The organism is Neisseria sp. HMSC064E01, from assembly GCF_001808875.1.
Classification (GTDB): domain Bacteria; phylum Pseudomonadota; class Gammaproteobacteria; order Burkholderiales; family Neisseriaceae; genus Neisseria; species Neisseria sicca_A.
The window spans coordinates 1-22,824 of the sequence record NZ_KV794867.1 but is presented as its reverse complement, the minus strand read 5'-3'; the positions used below and the strand labels follow the sequence as shown (position 1 = coordinate 22,824).

General features: G+C 47.7%; 22 protein-coding genes and 3 pseudogenes. 14 read left to right on the top strand and 11 right to left on the bottom strand.

The genetic code is table 11. From position 1 onward, the window contains the following. Nucleotides 1-307 precede the first annotated feature (307 nt). The gene (locus HMPREF2572_RS00485) at nt 308-1,876 is read left to right on the top strand and encodes a YdgA family protein (protein WP_070495357.1); all 1,569 of its coding nucleotides are present in this window, start codon (nt 308-310) and stop codon (nt 1,874-1,876) included. Between the two features lie 166 nt (nt 1,877-2,042). Here the strand turns inward: HMPREF2572_RS00485 and HMPREF2572_RS00480 are convergent, their stop codons facing one another. Next, entirely contained in the window at nt 2,043-2,525 is a 483-nt protein-coding gene (locus tag HMPREF2572_RS00480; RefSeq protein WP_070495355.1) for an NGO0322 family iron-responsive protein, read from the bottom strand. A 379-nt stretch (nt 2,526-2,904) separates the two neighbouring features. Between HMPREF2572_RS00480 and dnaQ the strand changes: the two genes are divergently transcribed. The 5 genes and pseudogenes from dnaQ to HMPREF2572_RS14975 all read left to right on the top strand — a co-directional run. Continuing rightward, nucleotides 2,905-3,630 (top strand): DNA polymerase III subunit epsilon, encoded by a 726-nt coding sequence (gene dnaQ / locus HMPREF2572_RS00475; RefSeq protein ID WP_070495353.1) that lies wholly within the window; start codon nt 2,905-2,907, stop codon nt 3,628-3,630. Further along, nucleotides 3,627-4,313, top strand: a complete 687-nt coding sequence (gene ispD / locus HMPREF2572_RS00470; protein ID WP_070495351.1) for a 2-C-methyl-D-erythritol 4-phosphate cytidylyltransferase — start codon at nt 3,627-3,629, stop codon at nt 4,311-4,313. Before dnaQ ends, ispD begins: the two co-directional genes overlap by 4 nt. An 86-nt stretch (nt 4,314-4,399) precedes the next feature. Beyond that, nucleotides 4,400-4,879 (top strand): 2-C-methyl-D-erythritol 2,4-cyclodiphosphate synthase, encoded by a 480-nt coding sequence (gene ispF / locus HMPREF2572_RS00465; protein ID WP_070495348.1) that lies wholly within the window; start codon nt 4,400-4,402, stop codon nt 4,877-4,879. 70 nt (nt 4,880-4,949) lie between these two features. Beyond that, nucleotides 4,950-5,621 carry a ribose-5-phosphate isomerase RpiA gene (rpiA, locus tag HMPREF2572_RS00460; RefSeq protein ID WP_070495346.1) on the top strand — a complete coding sequence of 224 codons (672 nt, stop codon included), beginning with the start codon at nt 4,950-4,952 and terminating at the stop codon, nt 5,619-5,621. Between the two features lie 111 nt (nt 5,622-5,732). Next, nucleotides 5,733-5,890: pseudogene (locus HMPREF2572_RS14975) on the top strand (IS5/IS1182 family transposase); the annotation flags it as partial. Here the strand turns inward: HMPREF2572_RS14975 and HMPREF2572_RS00455 are convergent. After that, nucleotides 5,835-6,716, bottom strand: coding sequence for a YicC/YloC family endoribonuclease (locus HMPREF2572_RS00455; protein ID WP_009311742.1), 882 nt, complete (start codon nt 6,714-6,716; stop codon nt 5,835-5,837). The pseudogene HMPREF2572_RS14975 and the gene HMPREF2572_RS00455 overlap by 56 nt on opposite strands. A 351-nt stretch (nt 6,717-7,067) precedes the next feature. After that, entirely contained in the window at nt 7,068-8,198 is a 1,131-nt protein-coding gene (locus HMPREF2572_RS00450; protein ID WP_070495344.1) for a polyamine ABC transporter substrate-binding protein, read from the bottom strand. 228 nt (nt 8,199-8,426) lie between these two features. Here HMPREF2572_RS00450 and alaS point away from each other — a divergent pair, with 228 nt between their 5' ends. From alaS to HMPREF2572_RS00430, 4 genes and pseudogenes are all read left to right on the top strand, one after another. Next, a complete protein-coding gene (gene alaS, locus HMPREF2572_RS00445; RefSeq protein WP_070495341.1) occupies nt 8,427-11,051 on the top strand; it encodes an alanine--tRNA ligase in 2,625 nt (874 codons plus the stop codon). A 163-nt stretch (nt 11,052-11,214) separates the two neighbouring features. Continuing rightward, nucleotides 11,215-11,478 carry a hypothetical protein gene (locus HMPREF2572_RS00440; protein ID WP_049351259.1) on the top strand — a complete coding sequence of 88 codons (264 nt, stop codon included), beginning with the start codon at nt 11,215-11,217 and terminating at the stop codon, nt 11,476-11,478. After that, nucleotides 11,479-12,384, top strand: coding sequence for a TIR domain-containing protein (locus tag HMPREF2572_RS00435; RefSeq protein WP_004519952.1), 906 nt, complete (start codon nt 11,479-11,481; stop codon nt 12,382-12,384). Between the two features lie 165 nt (nt 12,385-12,549). Further along, a pseudogene (locus HMPREF2572_RS00430) lies at nt 12,550-13,082 on the top strand (YbhB/YbcL family Raf kinase inhibitor-like protein). Nucleotides 13,083-13,291: 209 nt separating this feature from the next. Here the strand turns inward: HMPREF2572_RS00430 and HMPREF2572_RS00425 are convergent. Then, nucleotides 13,292-13,864, bottom strand: a pseudogene (locus tag HMPREF2572_RS00425) (folate-binding protein); the annotation flags it as partial. Nucleotides 13,865-14,259: 395 nt separating this feature from the next. Between HMPREF2572_RS00425 and HMPREF2572_RS00420 the strand changes: the two are divergent. Further along, nucleotides 14,260-14,865, top strand: a complete 606-nt coding sequence (locus HMPREF2572_RS00420; protein ID WP_070495339.1) for a class I SAM-dependent methyltransferase — start codon at nt 14,260-14,262, stop codon at nt 14,863-14,865. Between the two features lie 269 nt (nt 14,866-15,134). Here the strand turns inward: HMPREF2572_RS00420 and HMPREF2572_RS00415 are convergent, their stop codons facing one another. The 3 genes from HMPREF2572_RS00415 to HMPREF2572_RS00405 all read right to left on the bottom strand — a co-directional run bounded on the left by HMPREF2572_RS00415 (nt 15,135) and on the right by HMPREF2572_RS00405 (nt 17,982). Then, a complete protein-coding gene (locus tag HMPREF2572_RS00415) occupies nt 15,135-15,512 on the bottom strand; it encodes a DUF5339 family protein (RefSeq protein ID WP_070495337.1) in 378 nt (125 codons plus the stop codon). A gap of 574 nt (nt 15,513-16,086) precedes the next feature. Then, a complete protein-coding gene (locus HMPREF2572_RS00410) occupies nt 16,087-16,341 on the bottom strand; it encodes a hypothetical protein (protein WP_070495335.1) in 255 nt (84 codons plus the stop codon). A gap of 12 nt (nt 16,342-16,353) precedes the next feature. After that, the gene (locus tag HMPREF2572_RS00405) at nt 16,354-17,982 is read right to left on the bottom strand and encodes an ABC-F family ATPase (protein ID WP_070495333.1); all 1,629 of its coding nucleotides are present in this window, start codon (nt 17,980-17,982) and stop codon (nt 16,354-16,356) included. Nucleotides 17,983-18,081: 99 nt separating this feature from the next. Between HMPREF2572_RS00405 and HMPREF2572_RS00400 the strand changes: the two genes are divergently transcribed. After that, nucleotides 18,082-18,276 carry a hypothetical protein gene (locus HMPREF2572_RS00400; protein WP_070495331.1) on the top strand — a complete coding sequence of 65 codons (195 nt, stop codon included), beginning with the start codon at nt 18,082-18,084 and terminating at the stop codon, nt 18,274-18,276. A 22-nt stretch (nt 18,277-18,298) separates the two neighbouring features. After that, complete coding sequence (locus tag HMPREF2572_RS00395) at nt 18,299-18,760, top strand: DUF4124 domain-containing protein (RefSeq protein ID WP_070495329.1); 462 nt, start codon at nt 18,299-18,301, stop codon at nt 18,758-18,760. A gap of 58 nt (nt 18,761-18,818) precedes the next feature. On the opposite strand, the gene HMPREF2572_RS00390 is transcribed toward HMPREF2572_RS00395, so the two are convergent. Together HMPREF2572_RS00390 and HMPREF2572_RS00385 are read right to left on the bottom strand one after the other, a co-directional pair. After that, entirely contained in the window at nt 18,819-19,541 is a 723-nt protein-coding gene (locus HMPREF2572_RS00390; protein WP_070495326.1) for an O-methyltransferase, read from the bottom strand. Nucleotides 19,542-19,856: 315 nt separating this feature from the next. Continuing rightward, nucleotides 19,857-20,384, bottom strand: a complete 528-nt coding sequence (locus HMPREF2572_RS00385) for an SMI1/KNR4 family protein (protein WP_070495324.1) — start codon at nt 20,382-20,384, stop codon at nt 19,857-19,859. Between the two features lie 399 nt (nt 20,385-20,783). Here HMPREF2572_RS00385 and HMPREF2572_RS00380 point away from each other — a divergent pair, with 399 nt between their 5' ends. After that, nucleotides 20,784-21,140, top strand: a complete 357-nt coding sequence (locus tag HMPREF2572_RS00380) for a hypothetical protein (RefSeq protein ID WP_070495322.1) — start codon at nt 20,784-20,786, stop codon at nt 21,138-21,140. Nucleotides 21,141-21,404: 264 nt separating this feature from the next. On the opposite strand, the gene HMPREF2572_RS00375 is transcribed toward HMPREF2572_RS00380, so the two are convergent. Then, nucleotides 21,405-22,235, bottom strand: a complete 831-nt coding sequence (locus HMPREF2572_RS00375) for a symmetrical bis(5'-nucleosyl)-tetraphosphatase (protein WP_070495320.1) — start codon at nt 22,233-22,235, stop codon at nt 21,405-21,407. 82 nt (nt 22,236-22,317) lie between these two features. Continuing rightward, complete coding sequence (locus HMPREF2572_RS00370) at nt 22,318-22,707, bottom strand: RidA family protein (protein ID WP_070495318.1); 390 nt, start codon at nt 22,705-22,707, stop codon at nt 22,318-22,320. Nucleotides 22,708-22,824: the final 117 nt, after the last annotated feature.

Here is a 22,824-nt window from a genome sequence, read left to right as displayed (position 1 = left end):
CCGCCTAAAAGGCGGCCCGGATGCCTGATTATGGGGTATCCGGGGAGGATTAAGGGGGCATTTGGGTAGAATCAGGAGCAATTAGGGGCGGAAATAGACGAAAACCTGTGTTTGGGTTTCGGCTGTTGGGAGGAGGGCTTTTTTTGCAAAGGTCTCAAATAGTACGGCAAGGCGAGGCAACGCCGTACTGGTTTAAAGTTAATCCACTATACCAAATATAGGTTTATTTGTACCGTCTAGGTCTCCCAAAAGACAAATCGGTCAAAAAATGCTATTCTTATCGCTTTCAACCTATCTGTTTGTAGCAATGAAAAAGTATCTTATTTCGACCGTTGCCGTAGCCATCGCCGCCGGCCTCGGTGCGCCTTACTACTTCGGCATCAAAGCAGAAGAAACCCTGACTGCACAACAAAAACTGTTGCAGGAATCAGGTTTTCTAACCGTAGAATCCCACCAATATGATCGAGGCTGGTTCGGCGCGACCGAAACTACGGTCATACGCCTGAAACCGACATTGCTTCAAAATACCCAGCAATATCTGCCCGATAATCTGAAAACCGTCTTGCAAGAGCCGATTACGGTTGTAAACCATATCAGCCATGGCCCGTTTGCCGGCGGGTTTGGTACGCAGGCTCATGTGGAAACAGAGTTTAAATACCATCCTGAAACCGAAAAAGTATTGTCGCGCTTCTTTGGTCAACAAGCTCCGGTGACCATGAGCAATACGATTTATTTCGGCGGAAGCGGCAAGCTGCAACTGAGCGTTCCGGCTTTCGACTATGAAGAGTTGTCCGGCATCAAGCTCAGCTGGAAAGGCTTGAGCGGCAACACCGATTACGAAAAAGATTTCCAAAGCTACCGCCACGACTATACCGCTCCGTCTTTGCAGATCAAGTTGGCGGACAAAGGCGATGTTTCGATGGAAAACCTACATTTCCAATCTGAGACTTCAGACGGACTCAACAAGCTTTCTTTGGGCAAAAGCAGTATTACTTTGGATAAATTCCTGCTGCAATGGAAAGAAAACATTGATTACAACGTCAAGCTGAACGAGCTGGTCAATCTCGTGACCAATCTGCAAATCGGCGCATTTATCAATCCGACCGGCAGTATCGCGCCTTCCAAAATCGAAGTCAGCAAACTGAAATTTGATACCAATACCAACGAAGTTGATAAATTCATCAACAGCGAAGGACGGTTCCAATTTGAAGAGCTGGTTTATGGTGAAGATAAATATGGTCCGTTGGATATCAATGTGGCAGCAGAGCATTTGGACGGCAAAGGTTTGCAGGCTTTGAAAGCCAAACTTGCCGAAGTCGCCAATAAGAAAATGAGCGAGGAAGAGATTCAAAACGCCTTGCTCCAAACCGCCAAAAACGAAGCTTCGGGTTTATTCACCAATGATCCGGTGCTGAATGTCAAAACATTCAAATTCACCATGCCGCAAGGTCAAGTGGATGTCAGCGGTAAACTCGCCTTTAAAGGATTGGCGGCAAAAGATTTGAACAGCCTCAGCGAAATGCTGAAAAAAACCAATGCCGATTTTAATGTGAGTGTTCCGAAAAAGTTGTTGGAGCAGATGGCAATCAACCAAGCGAGCAGTCTGTTTAGCGTCAATGCGGAAGATGAAGAAGCCGGACGCGCCGGAATTGAAGATATCAATGAAACGCTGCGTCTGATGGTGGACAGCACTGTGAAAAGTATGGCGCAGGAGCAATACCTAACTTTGGAAGAAAACAACATCAAAACCCATCTGACCCTGCAAAACAACGAATTGAAATTGAATGGCAAGGTGTTGCAAAACGAGCCTGAGCCTGATTTTGACGAGCAGGACATGTTGCCGGAAAACCTGTCTTCATCTGAAGCAGGCAAGTAAACGGCAATAGACAAAAGGTCGTCTGAAACCGGATTTGAAGTTTGAATCCGATTTCAGACGACCTTTTTTGATTGGTTTGATGGAAGTCATGTTGAGTTGCAGGCAAAAAAAATCGCCCCTTTAATTTTAAGGGGCGCAAAAGGAACACAAACCACTACCAAAACTGTTACAGGGCGAACTCCTCTAATTGACGTTGATGGGTTGCCGGATAAAGTGCCTTCATCAAATCATAGGGTGAAAGCAACAAATCTTTGCTTTTGGTCGTCAAACGACCTTGCTGCGGTGTCAGTTCAAGCAAACGGGCATCAGACGCATGAATAAACTTTTCTTTTGCCTTCTGCATTTTGCGTTGTAAAACGGAAACGACGCGGCTGTACAAACTGTCTTTTTGTTTAACCTCCCGAGTGCTGGCGACCCAGCTTAAACGGGAATGGCTGTCTTCATCTTCAATCAGGAGGATACCGGTTTGCGGCTGCTCCGATTTACCCATGCAGGGAAGCCAAACATAATAACGACCATCGAGCGTAACATATACGGCATCATGTACTTCGCAATCATCGCAACACTGGGTTGCCAAAAGAGAGCGGATGGTATGTTGGTGCAGTCTCAGAATGTCGAGAGAGACTTGCTGGAAAATATTTTCAGGCATTTTCTTCTCCTTTCGTTCTGTGGTGCGTTGATTTCGTTTCGATGAATTGCATTATACGGATAATTTCAAATTTTGCAAATGATAATTGTTATTATTATGAAGATGTGCAATAAGATAATGATTTTTATAGAAATTAATTTTTTGAAATTTAGAAAAGTTGAGTGATTTACTCGGAATTTAGAGAAAACAAGCCTTAGCGGGAATGCGAAGATAAATACGTCTGAAAAATTGTCAGCAAAATTCCTTGTCGGGCAGCATTTATGTTCTAAAAAATATTGCATTCAAATACACACGTTCCGATTTTTGCCGACTATACATTTTTAGCAGCCTTGCGTATGATTCAAGGCATTTTATCAATGAGCGATATAAAGAATATCCTATGAGCAGACGCCAGATTATCCTTGATACCGAAACCACGGGTCTTTATGCCGAAGGCGGCGACCGTTTGGTCGAGTTTGCCGGTCTGGAAATGATCAACCGCCAAATGACCAACAACAACCTACATTTATATGTTCATCCCGAACGCGATATGCCTGAAGAGGCTGCAAGGGTGCACGGCTTGACCATTGAGGTTTTGGAAGAAAAAAACGCGCCGCCGTTTGCCGAAGTAGGGCGGCAGATTGCCGATTTTATACGCGATGCCGAGCTGATTATCCACAACGCCAAGTTTGACGTCGGTTTCCTGAACATGGAATTCCGCCGTATGGGGCTGCCTTCCATTGAGGAGCTTGGCTGTACCATAACCGACACGTTGGCGATGGCGCGGGAAATGTTCCCTGGTCAGAAAGCCAGTTTGGATGCTTTGTGCAACCGCCTTTCCGTCGACCGAAGCAAGCGCGTGTTGCACGGCGCATTGATTGACTGCGAGCTTTTGGGTGAAGTTTATCTCGCCATGACGCGCCAGCAGTTTGATTTAATGGGTGGCGAAGAAAAAGAAGAAGATGAGGAAGTCAAACCGGTCATTATTGCCGAAACCAAGCGTCCGGCGCATTTGAAGGTTATCAAAGCCAGCGCAGAGGAACTCGCCGCACACGAACAATATCTGGACGGTTTGGGCGAAGCCTGTTTGTGGCGCAAAGCTGAAACAACTGGAGCAGAAGCATGACGCGCCGCCATATCGCCCTGATTCCGGCTGCCGGTATCGGAACGCGCTTTGGTGCGGGAAAGCCCAAGCAATACGTTGAAATCAACGGCAAAACCGTGTTGCAACATACGATAGACATCTTTGAAAAACATCCTGCCATCGATTTGATTGCCGTCATCGTATCGCCCGAAGACCAAACGTTTCAGACGACCCCTTCCAGTAAAACACGCGTATTTCGTGTAGGCGGAGCAAGCCGTGCCGAAACGGTACGCAACGGCGTATCCGCATTGTTGGCACAAGGTCTGGCGGCGGAGCAGGACAACATTCTCGTTCACGATGCCGCCCGTTGCTGCCTGCCGCCCGAGGCTTTGACCCGTCTGATTGAAGAAGCGGGCGGACAAGAGCAGGGCGGTATTTTGGCAGTGCCCGTTGCCGACACGCTCAAACGCGCCGACGGTAAAAACCATATCGGCGAAACCATTTCCCGCGCCGGATTATGGCAGGCGCAAACTCCGCAGCTTTTTCAGACGGCCTTATTGCACCAAGCTTTGTTGGTCGAGGATTTGAGCGATATTACAGACGAAGCGTCGGCAGTGGAAAAGCTGGGCGTGCAGCCGCTGCTGGTGCAGGGAGATACGCGCAATTTGAAGCTGACGCTGCCGCAGGATGAATATATTGTGAGGCTGTTGTTGCAGGTCGTCTGAAAAAAAGGCTTAAAGAAAGTCGTCAATTTTGGAACAGATGCCCAACCTGTTTTTCAGACGACCTGACATTGAAAAAAGGACAAAACATGAATATCTGTATCGGACAAGGCTACGATGTTCACCAACTCGTCGAAGGCCGCGATTTGATACTCGGCGGCGTAAACATCCCGTTTGAAAAAGGTCTGCTCGGCCATTCCGATGCCGACGCGCTTTTGCATGCGATTACCGACGCATTGCTCGGCGCGGCGGGCTTGGGCGACATCGGCAGCCATTTCCCCGATACTGCTGCCGAGTTTAAAGATGCCGACAGCCGCGTATTGTTGCGCGAAGCGTATAGAAGTGTGCAGGCTTTAGGCTGGCGTGTTGTGAACGTGGATACGACCATCATCGCCCAAAAGCCCAAACTCGCGCCGCACATTCCCGCCATGCGCGCCAACATTGCCGCCGATTTGGGCATTCAGACGGCCTGTGTGAACATTAAAGGCAAAACCAACGAAAAACTCGGTTACTTGGGGCGCATGGAGGCCATCGAGGCACAGGCGGCGGTGTTGCTGGAAAAAGCGTAAGCAGGCAAGCACAAACGGCATGAAAATGTTAAGATAATCCTATTGACCCACATCCCATTAAGGAGAACTCATGGCTACTCAAGATGAATTGAAACGCATTGCCGCCGAAAAAGCGGTGGAATTCGTACCTGAAAACGAATACATCGGTATCGGTTCCGGCTCGACCGTCAATATGTTTATCGAAGCATTGGGCAAAAGCGGCAAAAAAATCAAAGGTGCGGTTTCGACTTCTAAAAAATCCAGCGAACTGATGGCGCAATACGACATCCCCGAAGTATCGCTGAATGATGTGATGTACCTCGCTGTCTATATCGACGGCGCGGACGAAGTGAACCATATGCTGCAAATGATTAAAGGCGGCGGCGGCGCGCATCTGAACGAGAAAGTCGTCGCCAGTGCGTCTGACAAATTCATCTGTATCGCCGACGAGAGCAAATATGTATCTCGCTTGGGCAAATTCCCGCTGCCCGTAGAAGTATTGCCCGGTGCGCGTTCGCTGGTGTCGCGCAAACTTTTGGCAATGGGCGGACAACCTGAATTGCGCTTGGATTGCACCACTTTTCACGGCAACCAAATCGTCGATGTCTATGACTTGAATATCGACCGTCCGCTAACTATGGAAGATGAAATCAACCGCATCACCGGCGTTGTCGAAAACGGCATCTTCGCGCGTAACGCCGCAGATTTGTTGATTTTGGGAACAGAGCAGGACGCCAAAATTATCAAACCCGGACAAAGCTAAGCATCCATCAAAACAAAGGTCGTCTGAAAAGCAGAAAATGGCTTTTCAGACGACCGTTATAGTGGATTAACTTTAAATCAGGACAAGGCGACGAAGCCGCAGATAGTACATCAGGACAAGGCGACGAAGCCGCAGACAGTACAAATAGTACGGCAAGGCGAGGCAACGCCGTACTGGTTTAAAGTTAATCCACTATATTTTATTTTTGAAGGCTTATTCGATATTTTGAACCTGCTCGCGCATTTGCTCGATTAAGACTTTCAGTTCAACCGAAGCCTGCGTGCATTCCGCCGCGATTGCTTTGCTGCCCAGCGTGTTCGCCTCGCGGTTCAATTCCTGCATCAGGAAGTCCAAGCGTTTGCCCGCGCTGCCTTTGTTCTCCGTAACAATACGGCGGACTTCGGCGATGTGTGTGCGTAGGCGGCTGAATTCTTCGTCAACGTCCGATTTTTGGATAAACAGCGCAAATTCCTGCTGCAAACGGTCGTTGTCGATATTGCCGACCGCTTCCGCCAAACGCGCGTTCACCTTGTCCATATGCGCCTGAAGCAGGCTGGGGAACAGCTCGCTCAAGGCATCCACGATTTCTTCCATGCTTGCCAAGCGTTGCAACAGATGTTCGCCGAGTTTTTTGCCTTCGCGTTTGCGGGCAGCGGCAAATTCTTTCAAAGCCTCGTCCAACAGCTCTTGCACGGTTTTTGCCAAAGCCTCGGGGTCTTCGCTTTGACCTGCCAACACCCCCGGAAAGCGCAACACTTCAGCGACCGTCAGCTTGCCGAAACCGTGTTCCTTGCGCCAAGTTTTGTTCAAATCGGACAACTGTTTCACCAATTCTTCATTGGTTTCCAAACTCTGCCCGCCGACCGCTGCGTCCTGCAACTGAATGCGGCATTCCAATTTGCCGCGTGCGGCCGAAGCCGCAATTTTCTCGCGCAACGCGCCTTCCAGATAACGCAATTCTTCAGGCATACGGAATTGGACATCCAGATAACGGTGGTTCACCGCACGGATTTCCAAGTTCACGCGCTTGCCGCCGCATTCGCCTGCAGCATTGGCAAAGCCGGTCATGCTGTGGATATGGATGGATTGAGTCATGGTTTTACTCCGTTTCAAAATACGAGTGAAAGTGGAGGGACTATATCATATCTGGACTTTGATGACTTCAAGTATGGTGGATTGGGTTGAAAAGATATAGCGGATTAAATTTGATCAGGACAAGGCGATGAAGCCGCAGATAGTACAGATAGTACGGAACCGATTCACTTGGTGCTTTAAGCACCTTAGAGAATCGTTCTCTTTGAGCTAAGGCGAGGCAACGCCGTACTGGTTTAAAGTTAATCCACTATAAAAGACAGCCACAAGAAACCTGTTTGATGTTTATACAAAAAGGTCGTCTGAAAACCTGTATTTCCAGTTTTCAGACGACCTTTAATCCATCCGTATCAATTATTTGCCGGCTTTCACACCCTGCCATTGGCGGACCATGAATTTCAAAATGGTGGGCTGGATAGGGACCATGATGAAGCTGTTTTTCAAATCTTCGTCGCTCGGGAAAATGGTCCGGTTGTCCCTGAACTCGGCTTCCATCAATTCGCGTGCGGGTTTGCTGGAAGGGGCGTAGGTGACGAAATTGCCGTTTTTCGCGGCGACTTCGGGGTCGAGGAAGTCGTTGATGTATTTGTGGGCGTTGGCGACGTTTTTCGCATCTTTTGGGATAACGAAGGAGTCCACCCAAATCCCCACGCCTTCTTTGGGCATCATGACGCGGATTTTTTCTTTGCCGCCCGCTTCTTCGGCGCGCCGTCTGGCGATGTTCAAGTCGCCGCCGAAGCCGATGGTGACGCAGGTGTCGCCGCGCGCCAAGTCGTCAATGAAGCCCGACGAGGTAAAGCGTTTGATATTGGGGCGGTTTTTCTTGAGCAGCTCGGTTGCCGCCTTGATGTCTTCGGTATCGTTGCTGTTGGGGTTTTTACCCATGTAGTTCAACACCATAGGATAAATTTCCGCCGCGCTGTCCAAGTAGCTGATGCCGCATTGCTTGAGCTTGGATGTGTATTCGGGGTTGAACACCAAATCCCATTGGTTGTCCGGCAGTTTGTCCGTGCCCAAGGCTTTTTTCACGCGCTCGGTATTGATGGCGAAGGTGTTGGTTCCCCAATAAAACGGAACGGCGTATTCGTGGCTCGGATCGACGCCTTCCATCAGTTTCATTAATTCGGGATTGAGGTTTTTATAGTTGGGAATCAGGGATTTGTCGATTTTTTGATAAGCCCCCGCCTTAATCTGCCTGCCGACAAAGGTATTGGACGGGCCGACGATGTCGTAGCCCGATTTTCCGGTCAATACTTTACTTTCCAGAGTCTCATCGCTGTCGTACACGTCGTAAGTTACCTTGATACCGTTTTTCTTTTCAAAATCGGCGACGGTTTCGGGATCGACGTATTCCGACCAGTTGTAAATCCTCAATACATTTTGGTTTCCCGCCTGACCCGCTTTGTCAGAGGTATTTTTATCCGAACCTCCGCAGGCGGCGAGCATGACGGCGGTCAGGGCGATGAGGGGCAGATGTTTGGTCATTATCATTCCTTACATATCGGGTGGAAGGGAAAGTAAGGGATTATAAATCAGGCACGCACTATCTGATAGCAATTTCCATTGGGGCGATAGTCGGAAGGTCGTCTGAAAGTCCCTGATTCAATAGCTAGAAACAAGGTTTTGCGGTAATATAGCACCCATTTTCTTTCCACAATTACATACGGCCGGGAAGGTCGTCTGAAACCTTTTTAGTAGAGACATCGAAACATCATGAAAACCTCCGAACTACGCCAAAAATTCCTAAAATTCTTCGAATCCAAAGGCCACACCATCGTTCGCTCTTCCTCGCTCGTGCCGCACGACGACCCGACGCTGCTGTTTACCAACGCCGGTATGAACCAGTTTAAAGACGTATTCCTCGGCTTCGACAAACGCGCCTACAACCGCGCTACCACCGCGCAAAAATGCGTGCGCGCAGGCGGCAAACACAACGACTTGGAAAACGTCGGCTACACCGCCCGCCACCACACCTTCTTTGAAATGATGGGCAACTTCTCCTTCGGCGACTACTTCAAACGCGACGCCATCCACTTCGCTTGGGAATTCCTCACTTCCCCCGAATGGCTGAACATCCCCAAAGAAAAACTCTTGGCGACCGTGTATGCCGAAGACGACGAAGCCTATAACATCTGGCTGAACGAAATCGGTATGCCTGCCGAGCGCATCGTCCGCATCGGCGACAACAAAGGCGCGAAATACGCGTCCGACAACTTCTGGCAAATGGGCGACACCGGCCCCTGCGGCCCGTGTTCCGAAATTTTCTACGACCACGGCGAAGAAATCTGGGGCGGCATTCCCGGCAGCCCCGAAGAAGACGGCGACCGCTGGATTGAAATTTGGAACTGCGTGTTCATGCAGTTCAACCGCGACGAGCAAGGCAATATGAACCCACTGCCGAAACCGTCCGTCGATACCGGCATGGGCTTGGAGCGCATGGCGGCCGTGATGCAGCACGTCCACAGCAACTACGAAATCGACCTGTTCCAAGACCTGCTCAAAGCCGTTGCCCGCGAAACCGGCGCGCCGTTCAGCATGGACGAGCCCAGCCTGAAAGTCGTTGCCGACCACATCCGCTCCTGCTCCTTCCTGATTGCCGACGGCGTGATGCCGTCTAACGAAGGCCGCGGCTATGTGCTGCGCCGCATCATCCGCCGCGCCGTGCGCCACGGTTACAAACTCGGTCAGAAACAGGCGTTTTTCTACAAGCTCGTGCCTGATTTGGTCAAAGCGATGGGCGACGCATATCCCGAGTTGAAAGAAAAACAAGCCCAAATCGAAGAAGCCCTGAAAAACGAAGAAAGCCGCTTTGCTGAAACTTTGGAAAAAGGCATGGGCTTATTGGAAAACGCCCTTTCAGGCAGCCTGAAAACCTTAAACGGCGAAATCATCTTCAAACTCTACGATACCTACGGATTCCCCTACGACCTGACTGCCGACATCTGCCGCGAACGCGGAGTGGAAATGGACGAAGAAGGCTTCAGCCGCGAAATGGAAGCCCAACGCGCCCGCGCCCGCGCCGCGCAAAACTTCAAAGCCAACGCGCAACTGGACTACACAGGCGCGGACACCGAGTTCACAGGCTACGAAAAACGCAGCCAAGACACCAAAATCATCGCCTTATATAAAGGCAGCGAAGCCGTGGAAGAACTCCAAGCAGGCGAAGCCGGCGTGGTCGTTTTGGAACAAACCCCGTTCTACGCCGAAAGCGGCGGCCAAGTCGGCGACGTAGGCTTTATCTTCGCAGGCGAAAACCGCTTCCGCGTCGAAGACACGCAGAAAATCAAAGCCGCCGTACACGGACAATTCGGCGCAGTCGTTTCAGGTCGTCTGAAAGTCGGTGATGCCGTATCCGCCGAAATCGACAACGACATCCGCGACAGCATCATGCGCAACCACAGCGTTACCCACCTGATGCACAAAGCCCTGCGCGATGTTTTGGGCACACACGTCGAACAAAAAGGCAGCCTGCAAAACGCCGAGCTGACCCGCTTCGACATCTCCCATCCGCAAGGCATCAGCGCGGAAGAAATCGCCGAAGTCGAACGCCGCGTCAACGCCGCGATTATCGCCAACGTGCCCGTCAAAGTCGAAACCATGTCTATTGAAGACGCGCAAAAATCCGGCGCCATGATGCTCTTCGGCGAAAAATACGGCGACTTCGTCCGCGTCATCACCATGGGCAACTACTCCACCGAACTGTGCGGCGGCACCCACGTCGCCCGCACCGGCGACATCGGCTTCTTCAAAATCATCAGCGAAGGCGGCATCGCCGCAGGCATCCGCCGCGTAGAAGCCATCACCGGCCTTGCCGCACTCGCATGGGCGCAAAACCAAGAAAGCCTGATGAAAAACATCATCGCCGAAGTCAAAGCCCAAACCGAAAAAGACGTACTCGCCAAAATCCAAGCCAACGCCGCAAATGCCAAAGCCTTGGAGAAAGAGTTGGCAAAAGCCAAAGCCGAACTCGCCGTCCACGCAGGCGCAAAACTCTTGGACAACGCAAAAGACTTGGGCGCAGCCAAACTCGTCGCCGCCCAAATCGAAGCCGACGCAGCCGCCCTGCGCGAAATCGTTACCGACTTAACCGGCAAATCCGACAACGCCGTGATTCTTTTGGCGGCAGTGAACGACGGCAAAGTCTCCCTGTGCGCCGGCGTATCCAAACCGCTGACAAACAAAGTGAAAGCCGGCGATCTGGTTAAATTTGCAGCCGAACAAGTCGGCGGTAAAGGCGGCGGCAGACCGGATTTGGCACAGGCAGGCGGCAGCGATGCGGAGAAACTGCCCGCGATGATTGAGAGTGTGAAAGACTGGGTCGGCGCGAAGCTGGCTTGATGTGGAAAGGCCGTCTGAAACGTGTTTTCAGACGGCCTTTGCCAACTATCTAGCCGTAGGTTGAGTCTCGATCCAACAGATTTTGTGAAATATAAGAATGTTGGGGCATACTCCAACCTTATATATCCTATAATCATTATATTTTTAACTCAAAGGATTTGAAATGAAATCTCTTTTGAAAAATCTCAATAAGCTAGAACTGATACTTAACGAATTAGAGGCGCAACCAATTAATCTTAAATTTGATCCATTTGACCCTTTGAGTATTGAATCAGCCATTCAGGAATATAATTATGGTCTTGATTCAATAGCAGGAGATGAAATTAATAATCCAATAATTTCTTCGCTATTAGAGGGACTCAAGGAAAATGCACGTAGTGAAATTATTAGGGAAGCAGCCGAAGCACGACTCAAAAAAGGTGAATAAATGGGATTAGATATTTTTGAAGAAATTAATAATGCTATATTGGACTTGCAATCATCGGAACTGCAAACTTTTGAATGGTCATTAAAAAGGTTAAACGAACTATTAAATGATGAAGTTTTAAAAGTTCACAACGATGAGCTAACAGAAAATTTAAACTTAGAAAAACTTCTAGAAGATAGCTCTAACACAGGTGGTAGTTTTGTTGGTAGCTCAAAATTATTGTTACCAACAGATATGAAAGAAAGATTGGGCTATATTATTTTGCTGGTAAATTGGTTATCTAATGATACCAACGAAGTACTTGATTTTTGCCATCACTATTTCTATAGCGGCAATAAAATTATTGCAGGAATTCATAGCTTTAATAGGCAGGTATTAATACCATTTGCTCGAGATTATAAAAATTACATCACAAGGAAAGGGGCTAATATGGAAGTAAAGAGCTCATCAATAGTATCTAATAACGTATTTATAGTGCATGGGAGAGATGATTTATTAAAAGTAGAAGTGGCAAGACTTATTGAAAAACTAGGTTTATCCGCAATAATTCTACATGAGCAACCAAACTCAGGAAAAACTATTATTGAAAAAATTGAAGAATATACGAATGTTGGATTTGGAATTGTTCTATATACACCCTGTGATATTGGTGGTCAAAAGTTAAGTAATTTAGATACCGATTTAAAACCAAGAGCCAGACAAAATGTTGTTTTTGAACATGGTTATCTTATAGGGAAACTAGGAAGAAATAAAGTGTGTGCATTGGTTAAAGAAGAGGTTGAATTTCCATCAGATATTAGTGGTGTCGTATACCAGAAAGTAGATGACGCGGGAGGATGGAAGTTAAAATTAGCTATCGAATTGAAACAAGCAGGATATTCCATTGATCTAAATATACTGTGTTAGCAGCAGTAGGTCGGGCATGAATGCCCGACCTACAAATCCAAGTTTTCCAACTAATCGTCAGTTTTAAATCTTTGTAAGGCCGTCTGAAAACCCAAACCCCGTTTTCAGACGGCCTTTTTCCGCTAAAATCCCGATACCGTCCAACCCTAAACAAGGAGAATTATCATGCAAGTTACCACTTCCGCCATCACCAACGGCGAATTTGCCGACCGATACGGCAAGCGCGGCATGAAAACGGGATGCCGACTTATTCGATTCCCTTTGAAATCAGCGGCGCGCCGGAGGGTACTCAGTCGTTTGCCGTGGTGTTGGAAGACAAAGACGCGATTACCGCCAGCGGTTTTGTGTGGATTCATTGGCTGATTGCTGATTTGACGTGCACGTCGGTAGCCGAAAACGACAGCATTGCCGCCACGGATTATGTGCAGGGCGCGAACAGTTGGGCGAGCGTGCTGGGCAAACTCAGCATCGAGGAGGCTTCGACCTACGGCGGCATGGCGCCGCCCAACTGCCGCCACCGCTACGAGCTGATTGTCTATGCGCTCGATACCAAGCTGAACCTGCCGCAGGGTTTCCGTTTTAACGATTTGCACTTTGCGATGCAGGGTCATGTATTAGCAAGCCGTAGCCCGCACCCCTGTCAACCGCGTGCGTGGCTACGCCACACACCCTACCACTGCGGGCGACGCAAACCTTAAGATTGAGGTGTAGGGTGTGTGCGGTACGCACGCACGCGGTTTTTGTTGTTACCAAATGATCCCAAACCATGCCGTAATTCAGTCGGCAGCAAACGCAGCTCGGGTCATGTACCAACAAAACTCAATATCAAAGGCCGTCTGAATTTCAGACGGCCTTTCTGTTTTCATTTCAAGCTAATATTTAAGCTTTTTATTCAATCATCTGACAATCAATCTTTCTCAACCGTAAAAAACAGTTCTTCCTGTTTCAAAGCATTACCGTCTGCATCGGTCAATGCTGCTTCTGCTGCGGAAAACTTGATAACGGCGAGGCTGAGGCTGCCTTGTTCTGTGAGTGCAGTATTGAGAATAACGCCTGCTTCTTCGCCGACTTTAACTGCAATACCGGCGGCTTCCAAAGAATCGCCGCTTAATACGGCCAGACCGCGTTTGACTTGGCCCCGGTATTGGGCGCGGGCGATGATTTCTTGGCCGGGGTAGCAGCCTTTACGGAAATGGACTGCGCCGATGATGTGTTGGTTGAGCATTTGGGCAACAGCCGCTTCTTTGGTTGCGGCGCAAATCCACGGATAGCCGCTGCGGATTTCGTGCAGGTTCCACGCATTTTCTGCTCCTGCTTGATATTCGGCTGCGTTTTCGGCTGCTGAAATTTTCAGACGGCCTGTGTGCGGCAAGGCAATTTCTACGGTGTTTTCTTGAATTTGGGCTGGAAAAGACAGTTGCGGTTCGGCAGCATGATGTGGTTTTGCATTGTCTGCCAATTCGCCACTGACTGCTAAATCAGCAAGCCGTAGCCTGCATTCCCACCAACCGCGTGCGTGGTTACGCCACACACCCTACCACTGCGGGCGACGCAAACCTTAAGATTGAGGTGTAGGGTGTGTGCGGTACGCACGCACGCGGTTTTTGTTGTTACCGAATGATTCCAAACCATGCCGTAATCCAGTCAGCAGCAAACGCAGCTTGGTTCATAGTCCAACGAAATCCTCATATTACTTGTAATATCAAAGGCCGTCTGAAAAATAATTTTCAGACGGCCTCTCTATCAAAAGCAGCCTGCACTTTCAAAAATCGAAGTGCAGGCTGCTTTTTGTGATGATTAGAAAAAACGCGCACTATTTTTATACTGTATATTGTGCAGGCATAATGCAAAACAACATTACCCAAAGGAATCCCCATATTTAAGACACTCAAAAGCATTTGGCAGGGACTTACGCAAAAAGGCAAAATCTTCCCGCATCAGCTTGCATTCACGCTACTGATTCCTTTGCGCAACTGGGCGCTTTCGCCGCAGCAAATCGTGCAACGGCTGCACCTTGCGCCGCACCATCGCATTTTGGAAGTGGGCTGCGGGGCGGGTTATTTCAGCCCGACACTGGCGCAGACAGTTCCGCAAGGGCGATTGGTGGCGGCGGATATACAGCCGGAAATGTTGGCTTATGCTGAAAAACGTTTGCGTCGTCGACATATCGGCAACGTCGATTATTATCTGTGCGACGGCACGCATTTTGATTTTCCCGATCAATCGTTTGACCGCATTGTGCTGATTACCGTGTTGGGCGAAGTCGCCAACCAAGCCGAGTATTTGGCGGAGTTCCGCAGGCTGCTTCGTGCTGACGGGCTGCTGTCGGTTTCCGAAACGGCAGGCGACCCCGATAAACCGAGCCGCGCCGAATTACGCGAGTTGATGCGGCAAAACGGGTTTGAGACGGCGGACGAATATGGCAGCGAACGCAATTTTACTTTGAATTTTAAAGCGCGGAGTAGTCTGTTTCTTGGCTAGTAGCTTGCATGGTTTTTCTTTCTGTAAATTGAAAGTAAAGGTCGTCTGAAAGCTATTTTCAGACGACCTTTACTCTGTATTTCAAGAACCACACTTGCCTTATGGGGACGGCTTGTAGGTAAAAATGAATATTTATTACTTTATAAACTATATTTAAAGTTAGTTCGTATATATTTCTTATAATAGTTGAATTATTTAATGTATAAATAATAAGTAATAAAAAACGGACTCTGAATAACCAGAATCCGTTTTTTACCAAATGTATTGTATTATTTGGCTTCTTCTTTAGCTGCTTCTGCAGCATCTTTTGCTTCTTCTTTAGCATCAGCAGCTGCTTCTTTAGCTTCTTCTGCAGCTTCTTTAGCTTCTTCTGCTTTATCTTCAGGAGACGCAGCCGGAGCGTTGCCTTTCAACGCATCCAACGATGCTTTACAAGTGGCATCACGTTGGTCAGCAGGCAAGTTTTTCAAAGCTTCTTTGGTTTGTTCGAATGATTTTTGCATCATGTCTTTTGTAGTTGCATCGACGTTTTTAGTAGCGTCGGCAAAAGCTTTTTCATATTCATCACAAACAGCAGAAGAACCACCACCACATGCAGACAAAGACAGAGCGGCCAACAAAGTTGCCAATAAAGCTGATTTTTTCATGAGTCTCTCTTTTTGGATCTTGGTTAAAAAAGAAATTATATGTTAAACCATTCTTGCGGAGTGTCAAGCACAGCCATTTTGTTTCCATGACTAAAATCATGGGATTAGGTGAAATTGGACGGTTTGAAAGAAAAAAGTTAAGTAATGAATACCGTTATTAAGGAATATTTTTTGATGGAATGCGTGTTTAAATTCTCTTTTATTTTATAGGGTTATTTAATTTTTTATTTTGTTTGAATTAAGTTTGCATAGAGGATGTTAAGCTATATGTGCTTGAGTTAGTAAAATAATTTCAAAATCGGTTAAATAATGGTAATTCAGGCTATTTTCAAATGTGAAATAAATATATTTTATATGTCATATTAAATGTATTTTGAATATAGACAATTTAGTTAATTATTTTTGAGGAGTAAGGGTAATTAAATCTATTGTGAATGATTTATAAACTATAGCATTAGTAAGATAACTTGCTATATAGTTATGTTGTTTGTATTTTCTTTGCTATTTTCCTTTATTGACAAAAATCAGGCAGTCTGAAAGTCACTTTCAGGCTGCCTGAGCTTTTCATTTATTGCTATTTATCTTTCTGCCACGCCTGATATGAACGAATGGCTAAAAACAGGCAGACAATCCATGCTATGCCTAGAAAGCCCCACACGCCGGTTACACCGAACTCTTTAAATAGCCAAGCGACTGCGCGACCTTTTCTATAGGCATGTTCGGTATCAACCACATGCACCGTGCCGTCTTGCGTAAGGTACCAGCCCAATGCGGGCAATACGATGAGCGCAAGCAGGTTTTGCAGCAGCTTTCTTAGATTGGCATTCATGTTTTTATTTCCTTACTCAATTCCTTTTTTAGACAGATAGCTTTCGTAATCGCCCAGATAATATTCATATCCGCCCTTGCCATCCAGCTCGATAATCTGTGTGGCGAGCGAGGAGACAAACTGGCGGTCGTGCGACACGAAAATCAGCGTACCGTTGTATTTTTCCAGCGCCATGTTCAGCGATTCAATGCTTTCCATGTCCATGTGGTTGGTCGGTTCGTCCATAATCAGCACATTGGGTTTCAGCAGCAGGAGTTTGCCGTAGAGCATACGGCCTTTTTCACCGCCGGAGAGAACTTGCACTTTTTTCACCACGTCGTTGCTGCCGAAGAGCAAACGTCCCAAAGTACCGCGGATGACTTGTTCGTCGTCGCCTTCTTGTCCCCATTGGCGCATCCATTCGCTCAGGTTCATATCGACATCGAAGTCGTTTTCGTGGTCTTGCGGGTAATAGCCGATGTTGGCTTTTTCCGCCCATTTGATGGTGCCTGCATCGGGGGCGATGCCTTCGGCGTATTCGGGCTTGAATGCGCCGGCGAGTAGTTTCAGTAGGGTGGATTTACCCGCGCCGTTGGGGCCGATGATGGCGAGTCGCTGACCTGCTTCGAGGATGAAGCTCAGGTTTTTGAACAACTGGGTTTCAAAGCGTTTTGCCAAGTTTTCGACTTCTACCGCCTGACGGTGCAGCTTAGCCTTTTCATCGGCTTCAAAGCGGATATACGGGTTTTGGCGGGTTGAAGGTTTGACTTCGACCATCTCGGCTTTGATTTTGTCAGCCTGTTTCAGACGGCTGGTTGCCTGACGGGCTTTGGATTTGTTGGCAGAGAAGCGGGCGACGAACTCTTGCAGCTCTTGCAGTTTCTCTTTTGCCTTGGCGTTGTCCTTCAGGGCGCGTTCGCGCGATTGGGCGGAGGCGAGCATGTAGTCGTCGTAGTTGCCCGGATAGATGGTGATGGTGTTGTAGTCCAGATCCGCCATGTGCGTGCAGACTTCGTTCAGGAAGTGACGGTCGTGCGAGATGATGATCATGGTGGAGTCGTATTGGTTCAACACGCCTTCCAGCCAGCGGATGGTATTGATGTCCAAGTTGTTGGTCGGCTCGTCAAGCAACAATACATCAGGTTTGGAGAACAGGGCTTGCGCCAGCAATACGCGCAGCTTAAAGCCCGGGGCGACTTCCGCCATGGTCGCATTGTGCAAATCTTCGGAAATGCCCACGCCGCTCAACAGTTCGGCGGCGCGCGCTTCGGCTGTGTAGCCGTCGTATTCGGCGAACTTGGCTTCCAGTTCGGCGGCTTTCATGTAGTCGTCTTCGGTGGCTTCGGGGTTGGCGTAAATCGCGTCGCGTTCGGTCATCGCCGCCCACATTTCTGTGTGCCCCATCATCACCACGTCCAGCACGCGCATGTCTTCGTAGGCAAACTGGTCTTGGCGCAATTTACCCAAACGCACGCCGTTTTCAATTGCTACTTCGCCGGCAGTCTGTTCCAAATCGCCGCCGAGGATTTTCATGAAGGTGGACTTGCCTGAGCCGTTGGCGCCGATCAAGCCGTAACGGTTGCCTTCGCCGAATTTGACGGATACGTTTTCAAACAGCGGCTTTGCGCCGAACTGCATGGTAATGCCGTTGGTAGAAATCATTATTGGTAAAACCTTTATAAATATAGATAAACAGGGTGTTATAATCGCCGGCGATTGTAGCATATTTTGTATAGGTCGTCTGAAACGGGGGCGGAGGAAATGGAAACCGAAAAAATCTATTACGCCGTGATTATTCTGTTGTGTGCCGCATCTATGTTGCTCAGTCCGTTTTTCTATATCCGCCGCACGCGTTCGGGTGCAGAATTGCGCCACGCGCCTAGGCAATGGAAGTCGATTATTATTGCCAATTTGGTGATGATCATCGCTTTAGTGGTGTGGTGGATATGGTTTTGATGATTTGATGAAAGGTATAACAATGAATAAATTGATTTTAAGCACATTACTGCTCGCATTTTCCGCCGTAGCAACGGCATCCCCAGTATTTGAATGTATCGACAAATCAGGGCGTAAAACCTATACGCAGACCGGCGGCAAAAACTGCAAACCGGGCAATATCGGCAGACCTTCGGTTTATACCTCCGCTGCACCGTCTGCACACTCAGCCTCAGCAAGCGCTGCTTCAAGAAACGCTCTTTCCGAACAAATGCCGCCTCCACCGGCAGGTGCAACGCCCAGCTCATCTTCGGCGCAAAACGAATTGGCTCAGGCACAGAAAAATCTGGAAGAGGGCAAACAGGTCCGTTATGGCAACGAGCGCAACTACGCCCGTTATCAAGAACGGATTAAGGGCTTGGAAAATCAAGTGAAAGCCGCGCAGGAGCGGGTTAATGCGGCAAGCGGCATGGTGGACGAAGCTGGAATGATGATTGAGCATTAACAACTGAAAAGACATCAATAAAAGGTCGTCTGAAAACCGGTCAGGCAATTCTATTTACCTAAACCGAGTTTTCAGACGACCTTTTTGGTTTGTCTGCCTTGACTGTATATTCCAGCGCTTTGTAAGGTTTTAATGTGCTTGAAATATAACCGTTTTCGGGATGGCGGACGTAATCGAGATAATCCTGCATGGCGGGAGAGAAGCCTTCCACATCGTCCACGGCGATGACCGCGCGGGCAGCAAGATTAGGTTCCAGCAGTTTGAACACAGGGAATACCAAATCCGGCCAGCCGTCGAGTAAGACAAAATCGGGGCGGATGTCTAAGTCTTTTAAGGTTTCCAGCGCATCGCCTTCGCGAAGTTCGATGTAGTCTGCCAAACCGGCTTCCTGAAAATGTTTTCTCGCCGCCGCGGCTTTGTGCGGCAGATATTCGCAAGTGATAACGCGTCCGCCGTTGCGTTTGGCGGCTGCCGCGAGATACAGCGTCGAAATGCCGTAGGAAGTCCCAAATTCGACAATTTTTTTTGCACCCGATGCCAAAGCCTGCATATACAAAAATTTGCCTTGCTGCGGTGCGATCGGGATGTATTTGTCTTCGTAAAAACTTTCATTTTCTCCCGCCCAATCCAGCCCTTTACCCAACAGCTTGAAAATCTTGGGTAGAAAGTGGAAAAACATTTGCCTGTTTTGCTTTAAGGCTTGGGTGTAGAGCCGCAGCAAAACAGCTTCAGCTTGAGGCTCTTGCAGAAAAGCGAACATTTGGGGTGTCAGCTTGGGCATGGGCTTTCTCCTTTTTACTTCAAATCCTCTATATCGCTACAATCTTGCCACAGCTTCGCTTTTCAGACGACCTTTGTATCTGAATTTTGTTATGTGCGCCTTTTCTTGATTGTAAAAGTTTTCAGTTAAGATGAGGTCTTTGTAGAATTCCCTGCAAAATTTCGGGAAATTTCCCCCAAGACATTTAGGGGATTTTGGGGAGTTTTGCAAAGGTCTCGATTTGTGTTTGGCGAGTCTGGTGTTGGCAGAGAGCTTTCTTGATTGTTGGGGCGACACCAACTACGGCTTATTTATATTTATTAAGCAGTTGAGTTTTTAATAAATGGATGTAAAACCTTCGAATGTTTTGGGCCAAGGTGTCCGATTAAAACATTCTTTTAAGATTTTAGTGTCATTGGTCAAGTTATAAAATACTTCAAATAAATCTTTTCCTAGTAAATATATATCGCCTACAAAATCTGTTGCGTATATATTAAATTCATTGGGTGAATCTTCGCTATATATATCCCAAAATAAATAATAACCTGACTCACTTTTGGCAAATGGTTCCATTCGTTTCATCAAATTTAATGATTCATCAGGATAATAGTCAATATATTCATCAATATCATTCATATATATTGATTTTATATGTTCACGAGCATTTTGCCACGAATCATGAAACTGTGGATTTAGGGGGATGTAAATTAAGTAATTGTTCAATACTCTCCCCCAGCCAAATTGTGTTGCGAAAGATTGGTAAGAATGAGGAAATGATTTGCCATTTGCAAATTTAAATTCTTTCAAGTATTTTTTATCAGCAAATACTTGAGAAGTATTTAATATCTCTAAGTTATAACCCATTTGTTATTTTCCTGTTTTAAAATTTTATTCTTTAAGTTGCTTTGAATATTTTCAACACTAGCACCTAGTATTCTGGCGTAATCCATTTTCTATTCAATTGTTAACTATGATATCCGTCTTATTATCTTAAGCAAGTATTTTTATTTTGGGAGGTATTAAATTTTTATCTGCATTGACCGAGTGCATACCAATGGTAAGGCGGAGTGGGTTAACCATATCTTGATGGAGATGTGGCATGATAAGTTTCTGTTTAGTGACTACGAATATCCGCAAGGGGAGCACGCTGCCGCTTTGCGAATTTTTATAAGACGGTAAAGCCTCCTTTTTGAGGTTGTCTAAACTATTAGTTTTTTTAGAAAAAGCGTTCAAAGAATTAGGTTCAAAATTGGAGAAAGTCAAATGAGAAAGTTATTGATTGGAGTAATTGGGACTATTTCGGTTTTGATAGGAGCTTTAAGTATGTCACATCCGCTTGAAAAAAATACTCTCTACAATGATTTAACTGTTAAGTACTATTTAGGAATGAGTTTCCCTAAACATAATCATCCTGCAATATTGTATGATGAGATTAATTTGGATGAGGTCGAGGAAATCAGCAAACGCAAGGAGATTGTATCCTATTATGTTGGGTTTTATAGAGATGGGAAATTAATTAAATTTGATAAATATATTAATGGTAATAAAATGATGGGTTTTACCTATGAGTATGATGACAGGAGAAATTTGATAAAAATATATAAAAATAATATTGAGTAAAATAAGCAGATTGGGGCAGTGTCCAACAAAACTTTAAGGTCGTCTGAAAATTAGTTTTCAGACGACCTTCGTTTTTTATTGTCGAAAACGCGCTTTTATAGAAAAGCGCCTCCCGTCATTATAATCAACAGCAAAACTATGATATCAACGGCTACGACGGTTTAATCGCTGTTTACAGAAGTGACAACAGGAAACTGTGCGGTTTCTCCCGCTGAAACAGTATCACGGTCGGATACCGCCTGTCCAACAGACTGGTATCCTGATTTATTTCAAAGCCGTTTTCCAGTCCAAACCGCCGAGGGAAGGGACTTGGGTGATGCTGTGGTCGGCAAGGTTGATGGCGGTCAGTTCGCCGCCCCAAAGCGCGCCGGTGTCGAGGGAGAGGATGTTGTCGGTGTTCATAAAGCCCAGCGACGACCAGTGGCCGAAGACGATGGTGTGGCTGAGGTTTTGCCTGTTTGGGGCTTTAAACCAAGGGCGTAGGTTCGAGGGCATTTTTTTGAGGGTGGATTTGTAGTCGTAGTCGAGTTCGTTTTTCAGCGTCAGCGCGCGCATTCGGGTGAAGACGTTGACAATCATGCGCAGGCGGTCGTAGCCGGTCAGGTCTTCGCTCCATTCAGCGGGTTTGTTGCCGTACATTTTGGAGAAAAACTTTTTGTATTTTTTGCCGCGCAACTCTGCTTCGGTTTCGCTGGCAAGCAGTTCGGCGCGGGCGATGGTCCATTGGGGCAGGATGCCGGCGTGAACCATAACATGGCGGACGCCTTTGATGAGCAGGGGTTGGAAACGCAGCCAGTCGAGCATTTTTTTGCTATCGGGGTGTGTAAGGATGGGGGTGATGGTGTCGCTGCGCTTGACCGTGCCTTCGCCGCTGCCGACAGCGAGCAGGTGCAGGTCGTGGTTGCCTAGAACCATGCGGACGCTGCTTTCGTGTTCCATGCAGAATTGGAGGACTTCGAGGGATTTGGGGCCGCGGTTGACGATGTCGCCGACGAGCCAGAGGGTGTCTGTGCCGTGGTTAAAGTTGATTTTGTCGAGCAAAAGGGTGAGTTCGTCGAAGCAGCCTTGAATATCGCCGATTGCGTAGTGTGCCATTGTTGTTATTGTCCGATTGTGTGTGTGGTGTTTCAGACGACCTTTGGCTTGTGGGAGGTCGTCTGAAAACGGGTTGCGTGTCTTATGCGTTCAGTACCAGCACGGCTTCGGCTTCGACCTGTACACCTTTGGGCAGGGAGGCGACACCGACGGCGGCGCGGGCGGGGAAGGGTTCTTGGATGAACTCTGCCATGACTTCGTTGAAAACGGCGAAGTCGGCAAGGTCGGTCAGGTAGGCGTTGAGTTTGACGATGTCGGCCAGCGTGCCTCCTGCGGCCTCGGCAACGGCTTGCAGGTTTTTAAAGACCTGACGTGCTTCGGCGCGGAAGTCGCCGTTGCCGACAACGGTCATGGTGGCGGGATCGAGGGGAATTTGACCGCTCATGTAAACGGTGTCGCCCGCGCGTACGGCTTGGCTGTATGCGCCGATGGCGGCGGGGGCTTTGTCAGTGTGGATGATGGTTTTGGACATGATTTTCTCCTGTTGTCGGGGTCGTCTGAAAGATGGGAATTTTGATGAAAACGGTGTCGATTATCGTATAAAACCGAGTGATTGTGTAGCAACTGTATTTTTCACCCCGTCGGGCAA

Bases quoted from the DNA above. Each gene is read 5' to 3' on its own strand.
- HMPREF2572_RS00375 (WP_070495320.1), bottom strand. From the start codon at position 22,235: ATGGCACACTACGCAATCGGCGATATTCAAGGCTGCTTCGACGAACTC.
- HMPREF2572_RS00435 (WP_004519952.1), top strand. From the start codon at position 11,479: ATGGGATTAGATATTTTTGAAGAAATTAATAATGCTATATTGGACTTG.
- HMPREF2572_RS00485 (WP_070495357.1), top strand. From the start codon at position 308: ATGAAAAAGTATCTTATTTCGACCGTTGCCGTAGCCATCGCCGCCGGC.
- HMPREF2572_RS00410 (WP_070495335.1), bottom strand. From the start codon at position 16,341: ATGAATGCCAATCTAAGAAAGCTGCTGCAAAACCTGCTTGCGCTCATC.
- HMPREF2572_RS00415 (WP_070495337.1), bottom strand. From the start codon at position 15,512: ATGAAAAAATCAGCTTTATTGGCAACTTTGTTGGCCGCTCTGTCTTTG.
- HMPREF2572_RS00400 (WP_070495331.1), top strand. From the start codon at position 18,082: ATGGAAACCGAAAAAATCTATTACGCCGTGATTATTCTGTTGTGTGCC.
- HMPREF2572_RS00450 (WP_070495344.1), bottom strand. From the start codon at position 8,198: ATGACCAAACATCTGCCCCTCATCGCCCTGACCGCCGTCATGCTCGCC.
- HMPREF2572_RS00390 (WP_070495326.1), bottom strand. From the start codon at position 19,541: ATGCCCAAGCTGACACCCCAAATGTTCGCTTTTCTGCAAGAGCCTCAA.
- HMPREF2572_RS00480 (WP_070495355.1), bottom strand. From the start codon at position 2,525: ATGCCTGAAAATATTTTCCAGCAAGTCTCTCTCGACATTCTGAGACTG.
- dnaQ (WP_070495353.1), top strand. From the start codon at position 2,905: ATGAGCAGACGCCAGATTATCCTTGATACCGAAACCACGGGTCTTTAT.
- ispD (WP_070495351.1), top strand. From the start codon at position 3,627: ATGACGCGCCGCCATATCGCCCTGATTCCGGCTGCCGGTATCGGAACG.
- HMPREF2572_RS00440 (WP_049351259.1), top strand. From the start codon at position 11,215: ATGAAATCTCTTTTGAAAAATCTCAATAAGCTAGAACTGATACTTAAC.
- HMPREF2572_RS00455 (WP_009311742.1), bottom strand. From the start codon at position 6,716: ATGACTCAATCCATCCATATCCACAGCATGACCGGCTTTGCCAATGCT.
- HMPREF2572_RS00380 (WP_070495322.1), top strand. From the start codon at position 20,784: ATGAGAAAGTTATTGATTGGAGTAATTGGGACTATTTCGGTTTTGATA.
- HMPREF2572_RS00385 (WP_070495324.1), bottom strand. From the start codon at position 20,384: ATGGGTTATAACTTAGAGATATTAAATACTTCTCAAGTATTTGCTGAT.
- alaS (WP_070495341.1), top strand. From the start codon at position 8,427: ATGAAAACCTCCGAACTACGCCAAAAATTCCTAAAATTCTTCGAATCC.
- HMPREF2572_RS00395 (WP_070495329.1), top strand. From the start codon at position 18,299: ATGAATAAATTGATTTTAAGCACATTACTGCTCGCATTTTCCGCCGTA.
- ispF (WP_070495348.1), top strand. From the start codon at position 4,400: ATGAATATCTGTATCGGACAAGGCTACGATGTTCACCAACTCGTCGAA.
- HMPREF2572_RS00370 (WP_070495318.1), bottom strand. From the start codon at position 22,707: ATGTCCAAAACCATCATCCACACTGACAAAGCCCCCGCCGCCATCGGC.
- rpiA (WP_070495346.1), top strand. From the start codon at position 4,950: ATGGCTACTCAAGATGAATTGAAACGCATTGCCGCCGAAAAAGCGGTG.
- HMPREF2572_RS00405 (WP_070495333.1), bottom strand. From the start codon at position 17,982: ATGATTTCTACCAACGGCATTACCATGCAGTTCGGCGCAAAGCCGCTG.